Below are 19468 nucleotides of genomic sequence, written 5' to 3' on the forward strand. Positions count from 1 at the left end.
AATTATTCTCCACTGATAGTTGCCACGACTCTCCGATTACCACCATAATCCTGGAATTCACAGAGATAGATGCCTTGCCAAGTTCCGAGATTTAGCTTTCCATTTGTAATGGGTACTGTGACGGTTGTTCCTATAATGGAGCTTTTTGCATGGGCCGGCATGTCGTCATCTCCCTCTAAAGTGTGCTGATAATACGGCTCACGTTCTTTTATCAAGTGGTTGAAGATACTTTCCATATCAACCCGAACATCAGGATCAGCATTTTCATTAATGCTTAACCCGGCAGAAGTATGTTTGATAAACAAATGTAGTAATCCTACTTTGGGTAATGATGGCAAATTACGCAGTACTTCTCCGGTTATAAGATGAAATCCGCGCCTGCGTGACTGTAATTCAAATTCTACTTGTTTCCACATATTATTATAGTTTCGTTTCTATTTTGTTCCACATAATTTTGGAGCAACTCAAGTCCTACTAGAATTAACACTGCGTTGTTATTCACGAAATGTAAAGTTTATCATATCCCATGAATCCTAATACGATTCTATTTCCCGATGCAGCATATTCGCACTATTAATTGTTAGCGTTTTGCTCTTTTAAACGGTACAAGCCTCATTTTTACAATTACATTGAAAGTACCGGGAAATTCAATGTGCTGGTTTTCAAACTTTTCGATATACGTGTTGTACCGCATTTTTTCAGCCCATTTGCGGAAGTCTCAAATCAATTTTAGAGGGTTGATTTGGTGGATGTTTCCGCATTGGGGTTACAAATGGTTTGCAAAGGCAAAGATAAAAAATATTCTTTATTACTTCTAATACTTATTGGAAATTATCTTTAATATATATTCTACTTTTAATGTGGTATATACCTATTAGTTGTTGTATATCATTTTGTTGAATTGAAAATAGCCAACCCCTTTACCGTCAAAAGATACTTTTGTCGAGGATGTTTGGGATTATTAGGGTAGAGAGGAGTAACAAAGCCATTTTGAATAGCTGGTGTCAAATAGTTGGCAATAAAAGTGGGGCGATGCTTTAACTCTATTCTCTCCATTATCATTTTCAATGAACATTGTTCTATCCCAATAGCTTTTACGATTGATAAAAGTGGGGCGGTGAGTTGTTCGGTTAGCTTGTTCGGTACTTGTTCGGTACTTGTACGGTCGGCTTGTTCGGTTGATTGTTGTGGGGCATTGATAATCATATATCTATTCTTTAACTCATGATTTTCTCCCATCATCAGATTTCTGAAAAACAAAATCAAAAAACTCATATCCGGTTCAACCCCTTTTCGCACATTTCTATAATTCGCACGAACCAATGCATTGCGAAAGAACCAAGATTTGTCGGCAAACAAATCATTGTTCACGTCAAAGCCAATGCTGCGTAAATACTTTATAGTAAAGACTGCCGTAGTACGGGTGTTGCCCTCACCGAATGGATGAATCTGCCAAATGCCTGATACGAACTTGGCAATATGTGCCACTACATCATCCATAGATAAGCCTTTGTATGAGAAGTTTTTTTCCTGTTCTAAGTCGTATTCTAACGCTCTGCGTAAATCCTCGGAGTTGACATAAAGCACCGTGTCGCCACGAAGTACCCATTCTTTCTTCGTTATATCATAGTCACGAATTTTACCAGCAAACTTAAAGATACCTTCAAAGAGTCTGCGGTGAATGGATGTAAAGCCTGCCACTGAAAATGCAAAGGACTGTTCATTTAAGATTCTGGCAATATTGGCAGACACTTTATCCGCTTCTTCTGTCTCTTCATCTTCGGGAGTTCGTGCCGTTTTCGACTGGTAATAGCTGTTGATGAGTTTCTTTACTTCATCAATATTAATATCGCCTTCAATATGCTTGACCGCTGTATTTTTCAGATAGTCGGAGGTTTGCAAGCCGTCTACAGCTTGAAGCCCAATAGCAGTTTTCCAAGCTGAAGCCTTTTTCTTTTTGTCAGGTTCACTACCTCGGATGTATGATTCAAAATCTATGTCCATCTTAATTATTCATTTTTCAACCCATTTGCTGAAGTCTCAAATCAATTTTAGAAGGTTGACTTGGTGAGTGTTACAGTTATGGGGTTATAAATGGTTTGGCAAGGTCAAAGATATGAAAAATGAAGCAATAGATCAAAGAAAGTGCAGAACTTTTGTACAAACATACTGTTTGTTTGATTATTTGTAGTACTTTTATACAGCAATAAAAGAATAATAGAAATGAATGCAGAAGAAAGTAAAAATACTTCGGAAGCGAAAGAAAAGAGCCGTAGTGCATACTATAAGCTTCTCGAAAGTACCCGTGAAGGTAATATGGTCTGCATTCAACGAGGCGTGTACGCTAAAAATGGAACAGTTGGCTGATACCATGATAGACCTTGATGTCGTGGTGCTTGATGGTATCCTATGCTTGTTTTCTGCATGGAATATCCATGGACTTACCACCTCTTTGCCTCAGGCATATCATGTGGTCATCAAAAGAGGACGGAAAATACGGTTGCCCGAATACCCGTTAATAGAACTACATTTCATCACTGAGGCACTATTGGAACTTGGTGTTGAAGTGCAAGTAGTAAGTGGCTATGAGATTAAAGTCTATAATAAAGAACGCTCTGTTTGTGATGCTATTAAATTCTCCTGATGGACTATGCTATGCAAGCAAACTACGTGTTACAAAGACTCTTGAAAAATATCTCGAAATAAAGCTATGAGCGAAGAAATAAAGAATTATAGGAAAACTTAATGCATGAATAAAAGCGATAGTGAGTGCTTCACACTTTCCTTTCCTGAAGCAAAAGGTCTCGTCATTTCAGGCGATGTGCATGGAGACTTTAATCAGTTGGTTTTTAAGCTCTGTGTGCAATACCGGGTGAGAGACACACTGCTAATTGTAGCTGGTGATTGCGGATTTGGCTTTGAAAAGAGAGAAAGCTATGAGAACATGGTGAGACGGAATGTCAAGCGCATGAATGAAGCCAACAACTGGATTGTGTTTGTGCGTGGAAACCATGATAATCCGGCATATTTTGACGGTTGTGCATTTAGGCATAAACGATTTGTAGCTGTGCCAGACTATGCCATTATTCAAGCTTGCTCTCACACTATACTTTGCGTGGGCGGAGCTATCTCTATTGATCGTCAATACCGCATGAATACATGGAAAGGTAAGTTGAAATACTTAAAAGCAGGAGGTAATGCAACAGATGCTTTAGCAAGGAATATATATTGGAAGAATGAAGCTCCACTCTATGATGAAAAGAAAATGGGAGCTATTTGTTCGCAATTTACTATAGATACGGTGATCACTCACACATCTCCCTCTTTCTGTGAACTATTCACGAAAGGAAATCTTCACCATTGGATACAAAACGATGATACTCTGCTTGATGACGTAGAAGCAGAACGGGCAGCTATGGATAAGCTACACGAACAACTCGTCCGGGATCATCACCCTGTATCACATTGGTTTTGTGGCCACTTCCATCAGAGTTGGCATAACTCAATTGATGGAATATTGTTTCGAATGCTCGACATTATGGAGTTCTGCTCGATGTACTGATTGTAAAAAGCTAAAGTAAATTATGGATAAATTGCCTACATATCAAGAATTATTTGCGATTAATAGACAATTGGTGGCTGAAAACGAACAGCTTCGTAAAGAGAATGCGAAATTGGGTGAGTTGGTTAAAAGCATTGTAGAGGTTGGTGAAGAAACGAAAAGCGTAGAGACAAATTCCGATTCAAAAGACACTAAACCTGTATTTCAGGAAAAGAAATTAATTGTAACATCTTGCTTGTCTTTGGAAGAAAAAGTCACTTTATTCAGCAGCTTATTCAAGGGGCGGGAAGATGTGTTTGCAAAGAGATGGTATAGTAAGGCAAGTGGAAAATCGGGATATCAGCCAGTATGTTTGAATGAGTGGAATCGTCAATTCTGTAATAAGAAGAAATATAAGTGTACACAGTGTCCGAACCGGCATTTTAAGAATTTGGAGTATGAAGATATTTATAAGCATCTTGAAGGAAAGGATACAGACGGGTGCGATGTAATGGGTATCTATGTTGTTCTGAATGGCAATCAATGCAATTTCTTGTGTGTAGACTTTGATGACAAACAGTGCGCTCATGGCTATAAGAATGATGTCTTGGTATTTGTCGATGTTTGTAAAAGTTGGGATATACCTTGTTCTATAGAACGTTCTCGTTCTGGGAATGGTGCCCATGTGTGGATTTTCTTTAAAGAACCATTGGCGGCTATTAAGGCGCGCAAATTAGGTAATGCAATATTAACAGAGGCGATGAATCGAGATGGTAGGGTTTCTTTGAAATCCTATGATAGAGTTTTTCCCAGTCAGGATTATCTTCCGGAAGGTGGTTTAGGTAATTTAGTCGCTCTGCCACTTCAAGGGAAAGCCAGAAAGAATGGAAATAGTGTATTCGTAGATGAGACTTTTACTCCGTTTGAAGAGCAATGGGCGTATTTATTGAATGTGGAGAAAGTTTCGGAGCCTTTTATTGATGAGGTGTTGGCTCTTCATGGCTTGTCTTCAGAGTTGGGCGAATTGTCAACAACGAGTGAATCCAAACCTTGGGAAGCACCCGTAGCACAAAAGATAACAAATGAGGATTTCCCGAAAGAAGTAGTTTGTGTAAAATCGGATATGCTATATGTGTCTCTGGTAGGACTTTCGGGAAAGGTGCTCAATCACATTAAACGTATTGCTTCTTTCAAGAATCCGGAGTTTTATACCAAACAGGGGATGAGATTGTCTACCTATAATATTCCCCGTATCATTTCATGTGCTGATATTTTAGAGGAATATATAGCATTGCCTCGTGGATGCGAGGATGTCGTAGTGGAATTATTAATGAATAACCATGTCCATTATCGCATGAAAGATGAGACGAATCTAGGGAAACCTATCTCGGTAAAGTTTAAAGGAGAACTACGTGAAGAACAAGATACTGCTATAGCCAGTTTGATGGCTCATAATACAGGTGTGTTAAATGGAACGACAGCATTTGGAAAAACCGTGACTGCTATAGGTCTGATCTCCAAGCGTAAAGTAAATACATTGATTCTTGTGCATACGAAGGCGTTGCTTGAACAATGGAAATCTCGCTTGGAGGAGTTTCTGGATATTGATTATGTCGAGGAACATACTTCTCATAAGCGTGGACGTAAGATTGCGTTTTCTCCTTTTGGTACACTCGATTCAAATGGAAACAGGCTTCGTGGGATGGTTGATATAGTATTGGTACAATCATGTTTTGACGATAAGGAGGTAAGGCCATTTGTAAGAGATTATGGGATGGTGATAGTAGACGAGTGTCATCATGTCTCGGCTGTGAATTTTGAGCATGTTTTGAAGCGTTGTAATGCTCGTTATGTGTATGGATTAACGGCAACTCCCATCCGTAAAGATGGTCATCAACCGATCATCTTTATGCAATGCGGTCCCATTCGATACTCTGCCGATGCTAAAATGCAGATGGCTTCACAAACATTTGAGCGTCTGCTTATTCCACGTTTTACTTCTTATCGTGAATTGGCGGACGACAAAACGATGTACATACAAATACTACAAAGGATGGTCGATGACGATTATCGAAACCGGCTTATAGCAGCTGATGTGTGTAAAGTATTGGATGAAGGGAGGTCGCCAATTGTTTTGACCAGTCTTACTTCGCATGTAGTGATATTGTCGGCTATGCTTGCTGACTGTTGCAAGAATGTTATTACGCTTATAGGCTCTGAATCGGTGAAAGAGAAACGGTTGAAGATGGAACACCTGCAAAACGTACCTAAAGAAGAGACACTCGTGATTATAGCCACAGGGAAATATGTCGGTGAGGGATTTGACTGTCCGCGTCTTGATACCTTATTTCTTGCATTACCTATTTCGTGGAAAGGGATAGTAGCACAATATGCCGGTCGCTTGCATCGTAACTATCCGGGAAAGGAACTCGTTCAGGTTTATGATTATATTGATATCCATGTTCCTATGTGCGATGTGATGTACAAACGTCGGTTGAAAGGCTATGCGTCTGTTGGGTATAAGATTCAACAGAATGATTCGAAAGATCTTTTTGGTATCGGTCAAGGCGTTATTTTTAATGGAAAGAATTATCAGAATCTGTTTTTTTGCTGATTTATCAAAAGCCTCTAAGTCTGTCATTATATCGGCCACTAAATTATGGTTTGCGAAACGTGCTCCAATTCTTGAATTGTTAGCCGATCTTTCTGCACGGGGTGTAGAAGTTATTGTGTTCACGCGCCAACTTTCAGACAAGGATAAGATATTACTAAATGGCGTACAAGTAAACATGAAAGAAAAGTTGTCGCTTCATGCTGCGATTATTGATAAATCCATTGTTTGGTACGGTAGTGTGAACTATCTTGGTTACAACGCGGAGGATGATAATGCAATAAAGATTGCGGATTCTTTTATTGCAGAAGAGGTAATAAAAATCTTGTATGAATGATAATGCCTAGTCTTTTTTTCTCCGGTTGCAACCCCTAATCTACTTTATACTCATAGTATATATCATACAAGGTATCAGGAAATCCCCATCCGCAATCCTCTACTGATTTCAGCATCCTTTCAATCCGCTTACTAAATTGCTTTGTGTATCCTAATTGAGCGATTAGCTCCATTGCCTTGGCGAAGTTCGTTTCTAACGTGGTATAATATTGCTCCCACATATCGCCGTACATACTGGTCATTTCACATCCAGTTTCGATGTAATATAGCATTAGATCTGCCAGGCAAGCCGGATGTGGCTTTAGTTTCTTGAAATCGGATATCGCCTTGCGGCAAATATTGAAACGGCATTTAGGCTCTCCGCGTCTTGGAAAGAACTCGTCACGGATGATTCTTTTGTATTCTTCCAATTTCTCATCCTCATTTGGGTTGAGGTAAAACTCCAGATATTCCTTTGCTTCCTTACGAGCATCGTAAAGTTCTAGCATCACTTCGATAATCTGCTCCTTATTCAGAGCGAAAAGGTGTTTTTTGAGTTGAGCTTTTGACATGATTGCTATGTTTTTACGTATTTCTGCAAATATACACATTATTTTTATACTATCAGGTATATCACATTATAATGTGATTATAGTCCAACTTGTCCACTAATAGTATCCTGGCATCTTTAAAATCATAATAAAATGTGATTTAAGCGTTGCTTTTAGAAAAATACACTATCTTTGCAGTATAAATCACAATATAGTGTGAATATGGATAATCAGATAAACTCATTACGGGTCACTATTGGGGAACAGATACGTCTCCGTAGAAAAGAACTTATGATTACGCAGCCTGACTTGGCAGATATTGCAGGTATCAGTATTAATACGCTATACAAAATTGAGCGTGGACAAGCAAACCCGACCATTGAGGTGCTGGGTAAGATTTTAGATGTGCTGGGACTGGAAATTACTGTGGGTGTCAAACAACTAAATCGATAAATTATGCGAAGTGCAAAAGTCTATATGAAGGGTATTGAAGCCGGAACTCTAACCGAGAACGATAATGGGAGTTATTCGTTTGAGTATGAATCGGAGTATTTTGCCAACACCTTGATGTCGGAGGTGAGCTTGACATTGCCCAAAACGGAGATAAAGTTTACGAGCGATTATCTATTTCCGTTCTTCTTTAGTTTACTATCTGAAGGAGCAAACAAAGAGGCTCAATGCCGATTGTTGAAAATTGATGAGAAAGATTATTTTGGACTTCTTCTCGCCACCACATCGCACGACACAATAGGAGCAGTAACACTAAAACCGATTGAATGATGAAACTGACACATTGCCCATCAACTCTTGTGGAAGGGTATGAAACCTATTCTCCTGTTGCCCAGAGAAATCTTTTTGCAGGCAAAAAGGTATCGCATATCCTTCCTTATGATTCTCCGGAGAAGAACGAAGAGGATAATGAGAAGTTTATAGAGAATATAGAACATATCTCTATTTCAGGAGTACAAGATAAGGAGGTTTGCCTTGTTGAAAAAGGCAAGATACGTCTGTCGCAAAAGGGAGAGCAAAGTACACATATCTTAAAGCCGATCCCACTCAGTCGTTTGCGACGAGTGAAGGAGATTCCCGCGAACGAGAATCTGACGATGCAAATTGCTTCACAGGTTTACGGAATTGAGACAGCTGCCAATGGCTTGTGCTTTTTCCAAACAGGTGAGTCAGCTTATATTACTAAACGCTTTGATGTTGGAGTAGGAGGCGTAAAGCTGCGCAAAGAAGACTTTTCTTCGTTGGCTGGTTTGATGCCCGCAAATGGTGGAAGTAACTATAAGTATGAATACAGCTACGAAGAACTGGCCGAGCTAATACAGCGATATATCCCTGCTTGGCGCATTGAAATTGAGAAGTATTTTAAAGTTGTACTTTTCAACTTTCTGTTCTCAAACGGTGATGCTCATTTGAAGAATTTCTCTGTGCTCGAAACTTCAAGAGGTGATTTTCGATTGGCTCCGGCTTATGACTTGTTGAATACGCACCTGCATGTTGATGATAGTGATTTCGCTTTGAGTCGCGGTTTGTTTCGCGAGGGAGATAAATCGGAATTCTTGAAATTTAACGGTAAGGCGAATGGGCGATCTTTCAAAGAGTTTGGAAAGCGTATCGGAATCAATGAAAAACGGGTGGCTGAGATAATAATTCAATTTACTACTCGATACTCACAAATCGAACAACTTATAGAAGCCTCATTTCTATTACCTAGCACCAAGGAAACCTATTTGGCAGATTATCGTCAACGTAGAAATAGGCTCAAAGATATGAAGTGAGAATTTAGAAATTACATTCTTTTTACTAACCAAGTAGTTTTCTGCATCGTATTCTATCTGCACAGATCACTTTTCCCGAATAATATCTTCGACTCTAAACTCAAAAAACATACCTGTTTAGTGGCTCTCAAATCGGGATTTTTCTATTTCTCCGTTTGACTTGCCAAAACCTCGTTTTTGATGATTGTCTGCCTGATGGGTGGGGATTGCTGATTTACATTATGTCTTCTCTGTTGTAATCAATACCATTATATTAGGGATAATACATAAAGCCGAATTTTTCGCTGTATTTAAAAGTACTATTATACGGCAAGTTTATTATAGATTTATGCGCATTACAGGTGAAATGGCATCTTTTAAAAGTGCGTATTGCAGGTAGTAAATATGGATTTTTATTTGCGTATTGCAGAAAATATCATTAATTTTGTATATGAATGAGATGATAAACATTGAATGGTATGATATTCAAACGTAAATTATATGACAAACTGCTTGTCTGGAAACAGCAAGCGGCAGGCACTAAGGCGCTTCTGATAGAAGGCGCCCGACGGATAGGCAAATCCACTCTTGTGGAAGAGTTCGCAAAGAATGAATACCGGAGCTATCTTATGATAGATTTCAACAAAGTTAGTGATTCGGTTATTTCGGCCTTTAACAATTACATGAATGATCTGGACACCTTTTTCCTTATTCTTTCTTCGGAATATGGTGTGAGGCTTTATCCAAAAGAATCCATTATCATATTTGATGAGATACAACAGTTTCCTAAAGCCCGGCAAGCGATAAAGTATCTGGTCGCAGATGGACGGTTCGATTATATAGAGACGGGCTCGCTAATCTCCATAAAGGAGAATGTAAATGATATTACCATTCCTTCTGAAGAAAGGACACTACTTATGTACCCCATGGACTTTGAGGAGTTTGCTTGGGCTATGAATGAAGAGCCATTGGTGGCATATATCCGCCAGTGCTTTGATAAAAAGGAGCCTTTGGAGCAGGGGATTCACGCCAAGGCTATGCTGTTGTTCCGCCAATACATGATTGTGGGCGGTATGCCGAAAAGCCTGTCGGCGTATCTGGAGAACAACCGGAATTTCGGAATGGCCGATATGGAAAAAAGAGACATACTGACACTGTACCGGAATGATATAAAGAAGATAAAGTCTGGCTACAGGTCGAGCGTACTAAGCATATTCGACCAGATTCCGACTTTTCTTTCTCGTTCCGAAAGACGTGTAGTGATGAATCGCATTGAAAAGGGGGCGAGCTTTCCAAAATATCATGATACTTTCTTTTGGCTCTCCGATTCGATGATTGCCAATGAATGCTTTAACTGCTCGGACCCTAACGTGGGGCTTTCGCTGAATGAGGACAGAACATATGTGAAATGTTATATGGGGGATACGGGACTACTTATCAGTCATACATTTGATGAAAATGAGATCTCTGACGGAGAGCTTTATCGGGAAATCTTATTGGGGAAACTGTCGGTGAACGAGGGTATGTTCTACGAGAACGTAATTGCCCAGATGTTGGTGGCTGCCGGGCACAAACTGTACTTCTACACGCGATACAATCAAGAGAAGCATCGCAACGACATGGAAATAGATTTTATCCTGTCGAACCACAGCAAACTGAGATATAAAATATTTCCGATAGAGGTGAAATCGAATGATAAATATTCCATCCGTTCTCTTACCCGGTTCAACGAGAGTTTTCGTCAGCGTATAGGAGGGAGCTATGTGATTCATCCTAAAAACCTGAGTGTAAAGGAAGGGGTGGTGTATCTACCTGCCTATATGACTTTCTGTTTGTAGTCTTGTAATCACCATTTCTGCACACTATCATTCCAGTTTGATTATGTGCAGAGAGGGCTTATCGTTCATTACACTTCTTATGTTGTTCATAATCAAACGGGCTATTGTCATTCGGTAAAGTCTTAATCTTTGCCACCAATTGGTTTTCATGATTGCAAAATACCTGTTAATAATTGTGGCTATTTGGTGAGAAATGAGTACTTTTGCAAATTGAGGTTATTTTATGGACTGATAAGACATGAGATTATTCAACGACTGGAGAGCATTAATATTAATAGATTCAAAGTTGTGTTTGTAGAAAAGAGCCAGTAAATGGCTTACTGAGGAGCTAGGTAAAGGACGATCTACTGTTTTAAAGTGCTATCAAACGCCTATCAGCTAAATCTTGAATCACTAGTAAAAGTGGTAAAGTACTTAAAAGTTGATGTGCGAAACCTAATAGTTATAAATGAAAACGGATAATTGGTGTAATGAATTCTCCATTTGGTAAAATAGAGTGGAATAAATATGAGGCATCACTGTTGATTGAAGCATATAAGAATGTGGAGGCTGGTGATATTACCCGTGAAAATGCGATTTCTAAGCTGTCAATACGACTTAGAAATCGTATGCTTATTCATGGTATTTCTATCGGAGAAACTTATAGGAATACTAATGGTATCAATTTGCAAATGTCTGCCATTGAATATTGCCTAACGAATGGGGAAAAAGGTTGTATAAAACCAAGTCAGCTTTTTAGGGATATGGTTTTGATGTACGTTACAGATGAAGATAAGTTTAAAGCTATTTTAATTGAAGCGAAAGAAATGTATCCAGAACCCATAAAGGAATATTCTTATCAAGAACATGAATGTGTGTCAAATATTTTAAGAGAATCTAACGTGGAACATTATCGATATTTGCCTCGTTTTCGAATAATACTCTCTCAAAGATTTTCTAAAGGGTTTAGATTAAACTCCATTATTGCTACTAAGCAATTCAATCGATATTATGAGGAGTTGTTTGGTGAGGAGTTGCTAATTGATAATGAAGAGCTAAATGCGACAATTTCCAGCTGTGGTTTAGTTTTGGATGATAAACTTTATTTGCATAATTATTTGTTGGACGATACTCTAAAAATGAGGCTTGAAGTTTATATTAAGGAAGTGTTTACTGAGCCTAATAGATATATTTTCTATGAAGTTTTATTTAATGAGTTTTATGCCGAATTACTTGATAGTCGTATCGCAGACAAAGAGATGTTTGCAGCGTATTTGCGTTATTGTTATGATGATAAGTGGTATTTTAATTCTCATTATTTTGCAAACATAGAAAATGTCAAAATTGATTCTGATGAAATTGTTGTGAATTATATTTTAGAACAATGTGCAGTGGTTTCTGAAGATGATGCCATAGCAGCCATTAGTTATTTGCCAGAAGACTGGGTTCGTCAAAGTTTTAACAGAAACAATACAGTGCTCATAACAAATGGGCGTGGTTTACGTTTCCATATTGATATATTTGTCATTACTTCTGATGAATTAAATAGAATTATCCAAATCATAGCTTTGGGCATCTCAAAATTTGGTTTCATTGGAGCAGACGAATTGATGGACGATTTAAAGAAACAAGTTCCTTCAGTCATTGAGAATAATAGTACAATTTCGGAGCTTGGCATTCGAAATGCTCTGGCACTTAAATTGAGTGGCCAATTTTCATTCAATAGATCGGTGATTAGTAATATTGGTGAAAATATAAGTGCTGTTGACGCTTTACTTACTTTTGCAAGGTCTCATGATAAGTATTCATTGGCGGAGATTGACCAATTGGCTTCTACTCTTGGTACTGTTTTGAACTATCACTTAGAAAGCATCTCTAAATATAGTTGTCGGCTGGATAACAACAACTTTATTTCTAACAGGCTTGTTGAGTTTGATTGCGATAAGATTGATGATGCCTTATCACTTTGTTGTGATGGAGATTTTATGCCTTTGAAAGACATTACAAACTTTGCATCATTCCCACCGTGTGGTCATGTGTGGAATCTGCGTTTATTAGAGAGCTTTTTGTTAATTGGTAGCAAAATGTTCAAGTTGTTGTATGGAGGCTATTTGAATAAAAATAATATAAGCGGAACGGTTGTAAAATGTAATTCGCAATTCAAGTCATTTGATGATGTTGTGATTTATGCTTTGGCAACTTCGGAAATAAGATTAACTAAGAATGACGCGTTAGATTTTTTAGCTAATGAAGGATATATAGTCCAACGTAGATTTGCCACGATTGACAATCTGCTTATTAAAGCTAACGAACTTCGCAATAAATTAAAGGATTAACGAAATGTACGCATATACCTGGGATCCTGAAACGGGAGGATTACTCCTAAATAGCTCACCTTTGCAATTTAGCAAGGAACCTCGTCCTGTTTATTATCAAGAACTTGATATACTTGGTTTTGATAAATTTTGGGAGTATGAAAAAGATGACTCAAGACCATATATGTGGGCAGAGGCTAATAACTATATATATCGTGGTAGATTAGTGGCGATCGCAAAAGGGGGGTCGCTATGTGCAAAGCCAGAAATCAAAATCATCGAAGCTCCTGAAATTGAAGGTAAGGCTTTGCGACAGGTTGATATCAGGTTAATGGTTAAGAAGAATGAGGATATCTTGAGTGCTCTGACCCAATTAACTATAAAGCAGATATACGGTTATTATCAAAAATATCTAAAAAGGAATGTAGATGTTTTTTATGTAGCCTTTAGTGGAGGAAAAGATAGTATTGTGACTTTGGATCTTGTTCAAAAGGCATTGCCGCATAATGCGTTCAAGGTTCTTTTTGGAGATACTAATATGGAATTCCCAGACACATACCGAACTGTCGATCATATAGAGAAATGGTGCGCTGATGCTCATATCTCGTTTATAAGAGCAAAATCCTCACTTGAAACCTCATTTACTTGGTCAAAATTTGGACCGCCAGCAACTGTCAATAGATGGTGTTGCGGCGTTCATAAAACTGCGCCACAAATTATTACACTGAGGAAGCTTACTGGGAAGAACGACTTTACTGGGATGGCCTTTATCGGGGTGAGGGCAAGCGAAAGTGTTGCTCGAAGCAATTATGATTATATTAGCTTAGGAGAAAAGCATAAAGGGCAATATAGCTGTAATCCTATATTAGATTGGAATTCTGCAGAATTGTATGCTTATATTTTTGCTGAGAACTTATATATAAATGAGGCATACAAAAAAGGTAATCGAAGAGCTGGATGTTTAATGTGTCCACGTGCGGCAGAACGGAGTGATTATTATAGTCGAATCAACTATCCCTCAGAATTTAATAGTCTTTTGGAGTTAGTAGAACAAGGGTATGCTGGGCATTTTGCTACTGAGGCCTCATTGAACCAATTTATAGTAAATGGTGGATGGAAGGCTCGTAAGAATGGTAGAGACTTAAACATTGAAGCAAATTATAACGAGTTTGAGAGTCGTGGATACATAACAATAGTAGTAAATCATCCGACAACGGATTGGAAACAATGGATAAAAACCATTGGTATTTTACAGAACGAACAATCACCATTTAGAATTGACTTTCGGGGTGAGATATATACTTTTGAAGTTGATGAACATCAGGACGCTACGTTAAAAGTACAAGTTGATGTAAAATTGGCGAAAGCTGCTCCCAACTTTGTAAAGTTGTTGAAGAATGTATTTCGTAAAACAGCATCTTGTGTGCAGTGTCGAGTATGTGAAGCTGATTGTCACCATGGCGCTCTTCACATGGGAAATGGAACTGTTTACATTGATGATACATGCCATCATTGCTCTATGTGCCATAAAGTAGAGAAAGGATGTTTAGTTTATAAATCATTAGAAAGACCTAAAGGAATATCAAAGATGAATACAAAAAACAAAAGTTTGAACTGTTATTCACATCATGCCCCTAAAATGGACTGGTTTAATCAGTTCTTTAAGTACAAAGAAGATTTTGCCAATAAACATTCTCTGGGTACAAATATGTATGACTTTTTCAAACGTTTTCTTAAAGATGCTGAATTGTTTAGTAACAATACAATCGGCAAAACTACCACTATTATTGACAAGATGGGCCTGGAAAACGAATCGAGTTGGGCTTTAATGTTATCAAACCTTGTTTATACACCCCAATTTAATTGGTTAACAAGGAGAGTTGATATTAATGAATTGTCTTCAAAGGAGTATATTATCTCATTGTTAGTTGATGATGGTGCAAAAGAATCGTGGGTGGCAGATATTTGGAGTTCATTTACCCGAATCTCAGAATTACCGTTTTCAAGTGTTGGTTTTGGTAGGATGAATTACGAGGGGAAAAAAGCCGTTTCACTAGTTCGTACCCCTTGGGTAGCTCCTGATCCGAAAGTACTGCTTTATTCTCTTTATAAGTTTGCTGAAGCTTGTGGTGGATACTATCAATTTACATTATCGCGCTTGTATGATGAAAATATTGATAGCGATGGCGTGAGTCCAGTGTGTATTTTTGGCATCGAAGAGGAAAAGATGAAGCAGTTGCTAACTGGTTTGTCTACAAACTATAACAGCTACATTAATGCTGCATTTACACTCGACCTTGATAATATTACTCTGAAAGAAGATAAGACTTCGCAAGATGTTCTTGACCTATTTTAAACATAAAATGACATGGATTCATATCGTAAATACTTTGATATAGACCCGGAATTTTTTCCAGCCGTCAACAACGACTTAATAAAGAAAGATCCAGACTTGTGGAAGAAGTTCTATCCACACGATACGTTTATTGGATTGTTAAAACAAGCACTTAGTGTCATTGAGCGTAAACAGAAACTTAATATATGGGTTGAAGGGGCCTATGGTACAGGAAAATCCCATGCTGTATTAACGCTGAAACGTTTATTGGATGCAACTGAGGAGGAAACTAATGCATATTTCCGTGAGTTTAATCTTGACGATGATTTGCGTAAAAAATTTATTGCTGCAAAAAGTAGCGGGAAGATTATTACAGTACATCGGTATGGTTCTTCGTCCATTCATAGTGACAATGACCTCTTTCTTGTGATGCAAGAAAGTATTGAAGCCGCACTTAAAGCTGAGGGCATAACCAATGCTGGAGCAGGAGCGTTAAGAACGGGAATTATCAATTATCTTTCTAACGAAGAAAATAAACGGAGTTTTGAAGTTTTTGTAAAAGGGAGTTATTGTGAACTGTTTAACGATGAGTCGGTTGATGATATTATTGACCATTTGAGTAAATATACTGAGCAGGCATTGCAAACTTTGATGAACAAAATATTTAAGGTTGCTAATGAAAAGCAAATTAAGGCTTTCTCGATTGACGATGCTTTGATGTGTGATTGGATTAGTGAGGTAATCAAAGTAAACAAGCTGAAGGCGATCATATTTATTTGGGATGAGTTCACTGAATATTTCAGTAATAATATTCATCGTCTTACTGGTTTTCAACATGTTCTAGATTTAAGTCAGTTAGAACCATTCTGTTTTATTCCAGTTACTCATAGAAGCGAAGCAGGGTTAAGTGATGACGATACTGATAAGAAGAAGATAAAAGACCGCTTCATATCACCAACTTGTATCATTCAACTCCCCGAAAATATGGCTTTCCAATTAATGGGCAAGGCTATGCAAAAAAAAGATGATCCAATTGTTAAGGCAGATTGGGATGACATTCTTATGGAGCTAGAGACTCGCACTCATGAATCACGAGAACGGATTAAGAAATATGCTAAAATTAATGATGATGAATTGAAGGGTATCCTGCCAATTCATCCATATTCTGCTTGCGTTTTAAAACATATCTCTGCATCATTTGCATCTAACCAACGCAGTATGTTCGACTTTATCAAAAACAATGGTAGTGATGAACAATTCGGTTTCCAATGGTTCATTGATACTATTGGACCGCTTGATAGTGAAAATCCATTCTTGACTATTGATATGCTATGGGGATACTTTTATGATAAAGGGAAGAATGATCTTGCGCAAAATATTCGTCAGATTTTAGACCGTTTCAGTAATTTGTCTAATCAGCTTGACAACGAGGAGAGAAAAGTTTTGAAAACGATCCTTATGTTTCAAGCACTGTCGCAAAATGCTGGTGATGCAGTAGAAATTTTCCTTCCGGATGAAAGAAATCTAAATCTTGCTTTTGAAGGTACAGATTTGGACGATGGGCAGGCTGTTAAATGTGCGGAAAAGTTGATTCGCGATAAGGTTATTTATAAAAAGAACCTTAAAGACGGAAAATCTCTTTACTCTGTTTTAACTGGAGAAATGGATGTTGCTCAAATAGAAAAGAAAAAGGATGAATTCAGAAACCGTACAACATCCACGCTAATTAAGGAGGGAGGATTAAATCAGGCGATAGAACTTCCACATGACTTAGTTCGCCGATTTAAGGTTGAGTATGCTGGGATTACAGATTTTGACCAAATAGCAAGAAAGTCTGTAAACTATGCAAGAGAAGATCGTCTGCATTTCTATGTTGTCGTAGGACTTTCAAAGGATGTTGGTGAGAGTGCTGCTATGACAAAGAAAATCAAATCAGCCATGGATATATATGCCGATAGTGGAGTTATTTTTATAGACTGTGGTAAAACGCCGTTGGGAAAAGACATGTTTGAGCAATGGGTGGAAAATATAGCTACATCAACATATTATATTGGTAAAGATAATAGTGAGTCTACTACCTATAACAATTATGCAAGAGAGATTTTACAGAAGTGGAGATTGGTTATTAAGCAAGGTCAGTTTGTGCTCTTTACGCAAAGTTATCCAACTGGGCTAAACGTGAATAGTATTGATTGTCTACATCAGGAATTTAAAAATGTCAATGGTAAGCGATTTCCATTATCGTTGGAACATAACTTCAAATCAATTTCCAATTGGTGGGATGCTAACAGCCTGCAGGTTGGTATTGAATGCGGTGCAACTAAGGTTATCAAGGGTACATACAACAATAAGAATGCTAATCTAGGAGTCGCATTAGGCAATGCTTGGAAGGAAGAACATTATTGGATAAGCCATCCATCAGAACCAATATCTCGTATAAAATCTGATCTTGATAGGATGATTGAAGACGAGCTTAAAGATAATGGACGTATATCAATTAAACGAATATATGAATTTCTAACTGAAGAGCCTTACGGTTTCATGCCATGCAATATGACAGCTTTCTTTATTGGTTTTCTTCTCAAAGAATATGTTGCAAACAAATACTCATGGAGCGATGGTTTGTCGAGTGACGAACTTTCCCTAAATAAATTAAAAGAAATGGTTGATGAAGTTATCAAGCAAGCTATAACACCAAATAGTCGCTACCGTGATAAATTCATTGTTACGATGACTTCTGAAGAAAAAGCTTTTATTGAAGGAACTTCTTTGGCCTTTGATATTTCCAGAATCAACTGTTCATCTGTAGAGAGTGCTCGCGATCGTGTGAGAATCAAAATGAAAGATAGTTTGTACTTCCCAATTTGGACTTTAAACGAAATTCTTGATGAAGAGTCGAAGCAAACACGTACGGATATTATTCAGGAATTGATTCAAGGTTATCAAGACTTGGCAAATAATATGTCGGGTAACAAGACTGACAGTGATATTGCGTTAAGTATTGGTAAAATATATTGCTTATATCCTCATGCAGCACAGGACTTACATAATCTTCTTACTCATGAAAAATGTAAGCGTGGTATGATTAGATATTTGGATAAATATAAAGATGGAGAGTTACCGCTTATTGCTAAACAAATCGATGATAAAGGACAGTATATTAATGAACTGAAACTGAAAATTGATGCAGGAGAAGCTAATTGGGTTTGGAAACGTCAAACTACTGATGCGCAGATTGATGCTGTTATATTAGAGTATAACATCATTCTTGAAACGGGCAAACTGCTTGGTAACCTGTCTCAATTCAAGGCAACTATTGCTGCATGGAATGAGAAGTGCGGTAATCTGCGTTTGTCTTATGAAACGATAAAGAATGATGTTAGTGACATTGCACCTTTCTTAAGCATGCTTCGTGATATTAAAAGCCAGGGCGAACTTCAAGAGAGTAAAAAGCAGGTGTTTTTGGATATGTTACGTGGTTATGGTGCACAGTTTAATGCTTTTTATCAAGGTCAATTGGATGTCTTTAAGAAGTCGTGTAATTTCTATCTTCAAAATTTGAGTGAAACTGACAAAGAAAAAGTTTTCAAAAAAATTTCGGGAAGTTGTTTCACAATGGATAATGCTTCTTACTGTAAGAAGGTTGAAGACCTTGTCGCTGAATACAAGAAAGAATTAGGATCAATTCAACTTAAAGAGCTTTGGAAAGAAAAGACTGGTACAGACTCTCCTTTAGCTTGGAGTCGCAGGTATAAAATGCCGATTCTTATAATGGTTGCTAATGATGATACGCAAGTGTGCCGTTCAGTTTTTGATATTGTAAATTCTTCAAATCCAAGTGATAAGGATATCGAGAAGGCTTTGAATTACTTAGAGAAATTTAAATATTGGGATATCTTCAATGACTCTAATCAACGAGATGCTAAATTTAAGTCAATAATACTTAGTGACAAAGCATTGATGCTCACTGATATTAATGAGGTAAAAGACTACCTTGTAGGTCATTGTTCTGACGAACCGTATTATTGGATGAGTTCTGGTATAGTGCAAAAAGTTATTGAGCAATTTGCTCAGTCGAGATATAACTCCGTAGGTTACGCCACTGCAATTCAAAAAATAGACTCAATGAATGCAGATGATGTAAAAAGATATCTAAAAGAGCTTATAAGGAATAATATGAGTGTGGGTATTCAAATAATTAAGAATAATTAAATTTCAAG

The 19468-nt window shown here is 37.7% G+C and carries 14 protein-coding genes; 11 read left to right on the forward strand and 3 right to left on the reverse strand.

From position 1 onward, the window contains the following. Nucleotides 1–2: 2 nt before the first annotated feature. Nucleotides 3–416, reverse strand: a complete 414-nt coding sequence (locus BacF7301_RS12595) for a secondary thiamine-phosphate synthase enzyme YjbQ (RefSeq protein ID WP_167963285.1) — start codon at nucleotides 414–416, stop codon at nucleotides 3–5. Nucleotides 417–888: 472 nt separating this feature from the next. Next, entirely contained in the window at nucleotides 889–2004 is a 1116-nt protein-coding gene (locus BacF7301_RS12600) for a Fic family protein (protein ID WP_167963287.1), read from the reverse strand. 223 nt (nucleotides 2005–2227) lie between these two features. Between BacF7301_RS12600 and BacF7301_RS12605 the strand changes: the two genes are divergently transcribed. The 4 genes from BacF7301_RS12605 to BacF7301_RS26110 all read left to right on the forward strand — a co-directional run bounded on the left by BacF7301_RS12605 (nucleotide 2228) and on the right by BacF7301_RS26110 (nucleotide 6489). Continuing rightward, on the forward strand, nucleotides 2228–2644 hold the full coding sequence (locus tag BacF7301_RS12605) for a type IV toxin-antitoxin system AbiEi family antitoxin domain-containing protein (RefSeq protein ID WP_369805474.1): 417 nt from the start codon (nucleotides 2228–2230) through the stop codon (nucleotides 2642–2644). A gap of 105 nt (nucleotides 2645–2749) precedes the next feature. Continuing rightward, nucleotides 2750–3562, forward strand: coding sequence for a metallophosphoesterase (locus BacF7301_RS12610; protein ID WP_167963289.1), 813 nt, complete (start codon nucleotides 2750–2752; stop codon nucleotides 3560–3562). Between the two features lie 22 nt (nucleotides 3563–3584). Further along, nucleotides 3585–6155: a TOTE conflict system archaeo-eukaryotic primase domain-containing protein gene (locus tag BacF7301_RS12615; protein ID WP_369805475.1), complete on the forward strand. Its 2571-nt coding sequence runs from the start codon at nucleotides 3585–3587 to the stop codon at nucleotides 6153–6155. After that, the gene (locus BacF7301_RS26110; protein WP_369805476.1) at nucleotides 6121–6489 is read left to right on the forward strand and encodes a phospholipase D-like domain-containing protein; all 369 of its coding nucleotides are present in this window, start codon (nucleotides 6121–6123) and stop codon (nucleotides 6487–6489) included. Before BacF7301_RS12615 ends, BacF7301_RS26110 begins: the two co-directional genes overlap by 35 nt. 34 nt (nucleotides 6490–6523) lie before the next feature. On the opposite strand, the gene BacF7301_RS12620 is transcribed toward BacF7301_RS26110, so the two are convergent. Next, a complete protein-coding gene (locus BacF7301_RS12620; protein ID WP_167963291.1) occupies nucleotides 6524–7039 on the reverse strand; it encodes a DUF6155 family protein in 516 nt (171 codons plus the stop codon). 171 nt (nucleotides 7040–7210) lie between these two features. Between BacF7301_RS12620 and BacF7301_RS12625 the strand changes: the two genes are divergently transcribed. The 7 genes from BacF7301_RS12625 to BacF7301_RS12655 all read left to right on the forward strand — a co-directional run bounded on the left by BacF7301_RS12625 (nucleotide 7211) and on the right by BacF7301_RS12655 (nucleotide 19460). Next, the gene (locus tag BacF7301_RS12625; RefSeq protein WP_322932882.1) at nucleotides 7211–7471 is read left to right on the forward strand and encodes a helix-turn-helix domain-containing protein; all 261 of its coding nucleotides are present in this window, start codon (nucleotides 7211–7213) and stop codon (nucleotides 7469–7471) included. Nucleotides 7472–7474: 3 nt separating this feature from the next. Then, nucleotides 7475–7798 (forward strand): HipA N-terminal domain-containing protein, encoded by a 324-nt coding sequence (locus BacF7301_RS12630; protein WP_167963293.1) that lies wholly within the window; start codon nucleotides 7475–7477, stop codon nucleotides 7796–7798. Continuing rightward, complete coding sequence (locus tag BacF7301_RS12635; protein ID WP_167963295.1) at nucleotides 7795–8802, forward strand: type II toxin-antitoxin system HipA family toxin; 1008 nt, start codon at nucleotides 7795–7797, stop codon at nucleotides 8800–8802. Before BacF7301_RS12630 ends, BacF7301_RS12635 begins: the two co-directional genes overlap by 4 nt. 458 nt (nucleotides 8803–9260) lie before the next feature. Further along, the gene (locus tag BacF7301_RS12640; RefSeq protein WP_167963297.1) at nucleotides 9261–10619 is read left to right on the forward strand and encodes an ATP-binding protein; all 1359 of its coding nucleotides are present in this window, start codon (nucleotides 9261–9263) and stop codon (nucleotides 10617–10619) included. A 470-nt stretch (nucleotides 10620–11089) separates the two neighbouring features. Continuing rightward, on the forward strand, nucleotides 11090–12934 hold the full coding sequence (locus BacF7301_RS12645; protein WP_167963299.1) for a hypothetical protein: 1845 nt from the start codon (nucleotides 11090–11092) through the stop codon (nucleotides 12932–12934). Nucleotides 12935–12938: 4 nt separating this feature from the next. Then, nucleotides 12939–15269, forward strand: a complete 2331-nt coding sequence (locus tag BacF7301_RS12650) for a phosphoadenosine phosphosulfate reductase domain-containing protein (protein WP_167963302.1) — start codon at nucleotides 12939–12941, stop codon at nucleotides 15267–15269. A gap of 12 nt (nucleotides 15270–15281) precedes the next feature. After that, nucleotides 15282–19460 (forward strand): hypothetical protein, encoded by a 4179-nt coding sequence (locus BacF7301_RS12655; RefSeq protein ID WP_167963304.1) that lies wholly within the window; start codon nucleotides 15282–15284, stop codon nucleotides 19458–19460. The last annotated feature ends 8 nt before the right edge of the window (nucleotides 19461–19468 follow it).

The sequence above is a fragment of the Bacteroides faecium genome (assembly GCF_012113595.1).
Classification (GTDB): Bacteria; Bacteroidota; Bacteroidia; order Bacteroidales; family Bacteroidaceae; genus Bacteroides; species Bacteroides faecium.

What these genes read in the sequence shown, in the direction of transcription:
- BacF7301_RS12640 (WP_167963297.1), top strand. Translation starts at nt 9,261, where the DNA reads ATGATATTCAAACGTAAATTATATGACAAACTGCTTGTCTGGAAACAG.
- BacF7301_RS12600 (WP_167963287.1), bottom strand. Translation starts at nt 2,004, where the DNA reads ATGGACATAGATTTTGAATCATACATCCGAGGTAGTGAACCTGACAAA.
- BacF7301_RS12645 (WP_167963299.1), top strand. Translation starts at nt 11,090, where the DNA reads ATGAATTCTCCATTTGGTAAAATAGAGTGGAATAAATATGAGGCATCA.
- BacF7301_RS12615 (WP_369805475.1), top strand. Translation starts at nt 3,585, where the DNA reads ATGGATAAATTGCCTACATATCAAGAATTATTTGCGATTAATAGACAA.
- BacF7301_RS12635 (WP_167963295.1), top strand. Translation starts at nt 7,795, where the DNA reads ATGATGAAACTGACACATTGCCCATCAACTCTTGTGGAAGGGTATGAA.
- BacF7301_RS12650 (WP_167963302.1), top strand. Translation starts at nt 12,939, where the DNA reads ATGTACGCATATACCTGGGATCCTGAAACGGGAGGATTACTCCTAAAT.
- BacF7301_RS12620 (WP_167963291.1), bottom strand. Translation starts at nt 7,039, where the DNA reads ATGTCAAAAGCTCAACTCAAAAAACACCTTTTCGCTCTGAATAAGGAG.
- BacF7301_RS12630 (WP_167963293.1), top strand. Translation starts at nt 7,475, where the DNA reads ATGCGAAGTGCAAAAGTCTATATGAAGGGTATTGAAGCCGGAACTCTA.
- BacF7301_RS26110 (WP_369805476.1), top strand. Translation starts at nt 6,121, where the DNA reads ATGGAAAGAATTATCAGAATCTGTTTTTTTGCTGATTTATCAAAAGCC.
- BacF7301_RS12610 (WP_167963289.1), top strand. Translation starts at nt 2,750, where the DNA reads ATGAATAAAAGCGATAGTGAGTGCTTCACACTTTCCTTTCCTGAAGCA.
- BacF7301_RS12595 (WP_167963285.1), bottom strand. Translation starts at nt 416, where the DNA reads ATGTGGAAACAAGTAGAATTTGAATTACAGTCACGCAGGCGCGGATTT.
- BacF7301_RS12655 (WP_167963304.1), top strand. Translation starts at nt 15,282, where the DNA reads ATGGATTCATATCGTAAATACTTTGATATAGACCCGGAATTTTTTCCA.
- BacF7301_RS12605 (WP_369805474.1), top strand. Translation starts at nt 2,228, where the DNA reads ATGCAGAAGAAAGTAAAAATACTTCGGAAGCGAAAGAAAAGAGCCGTA.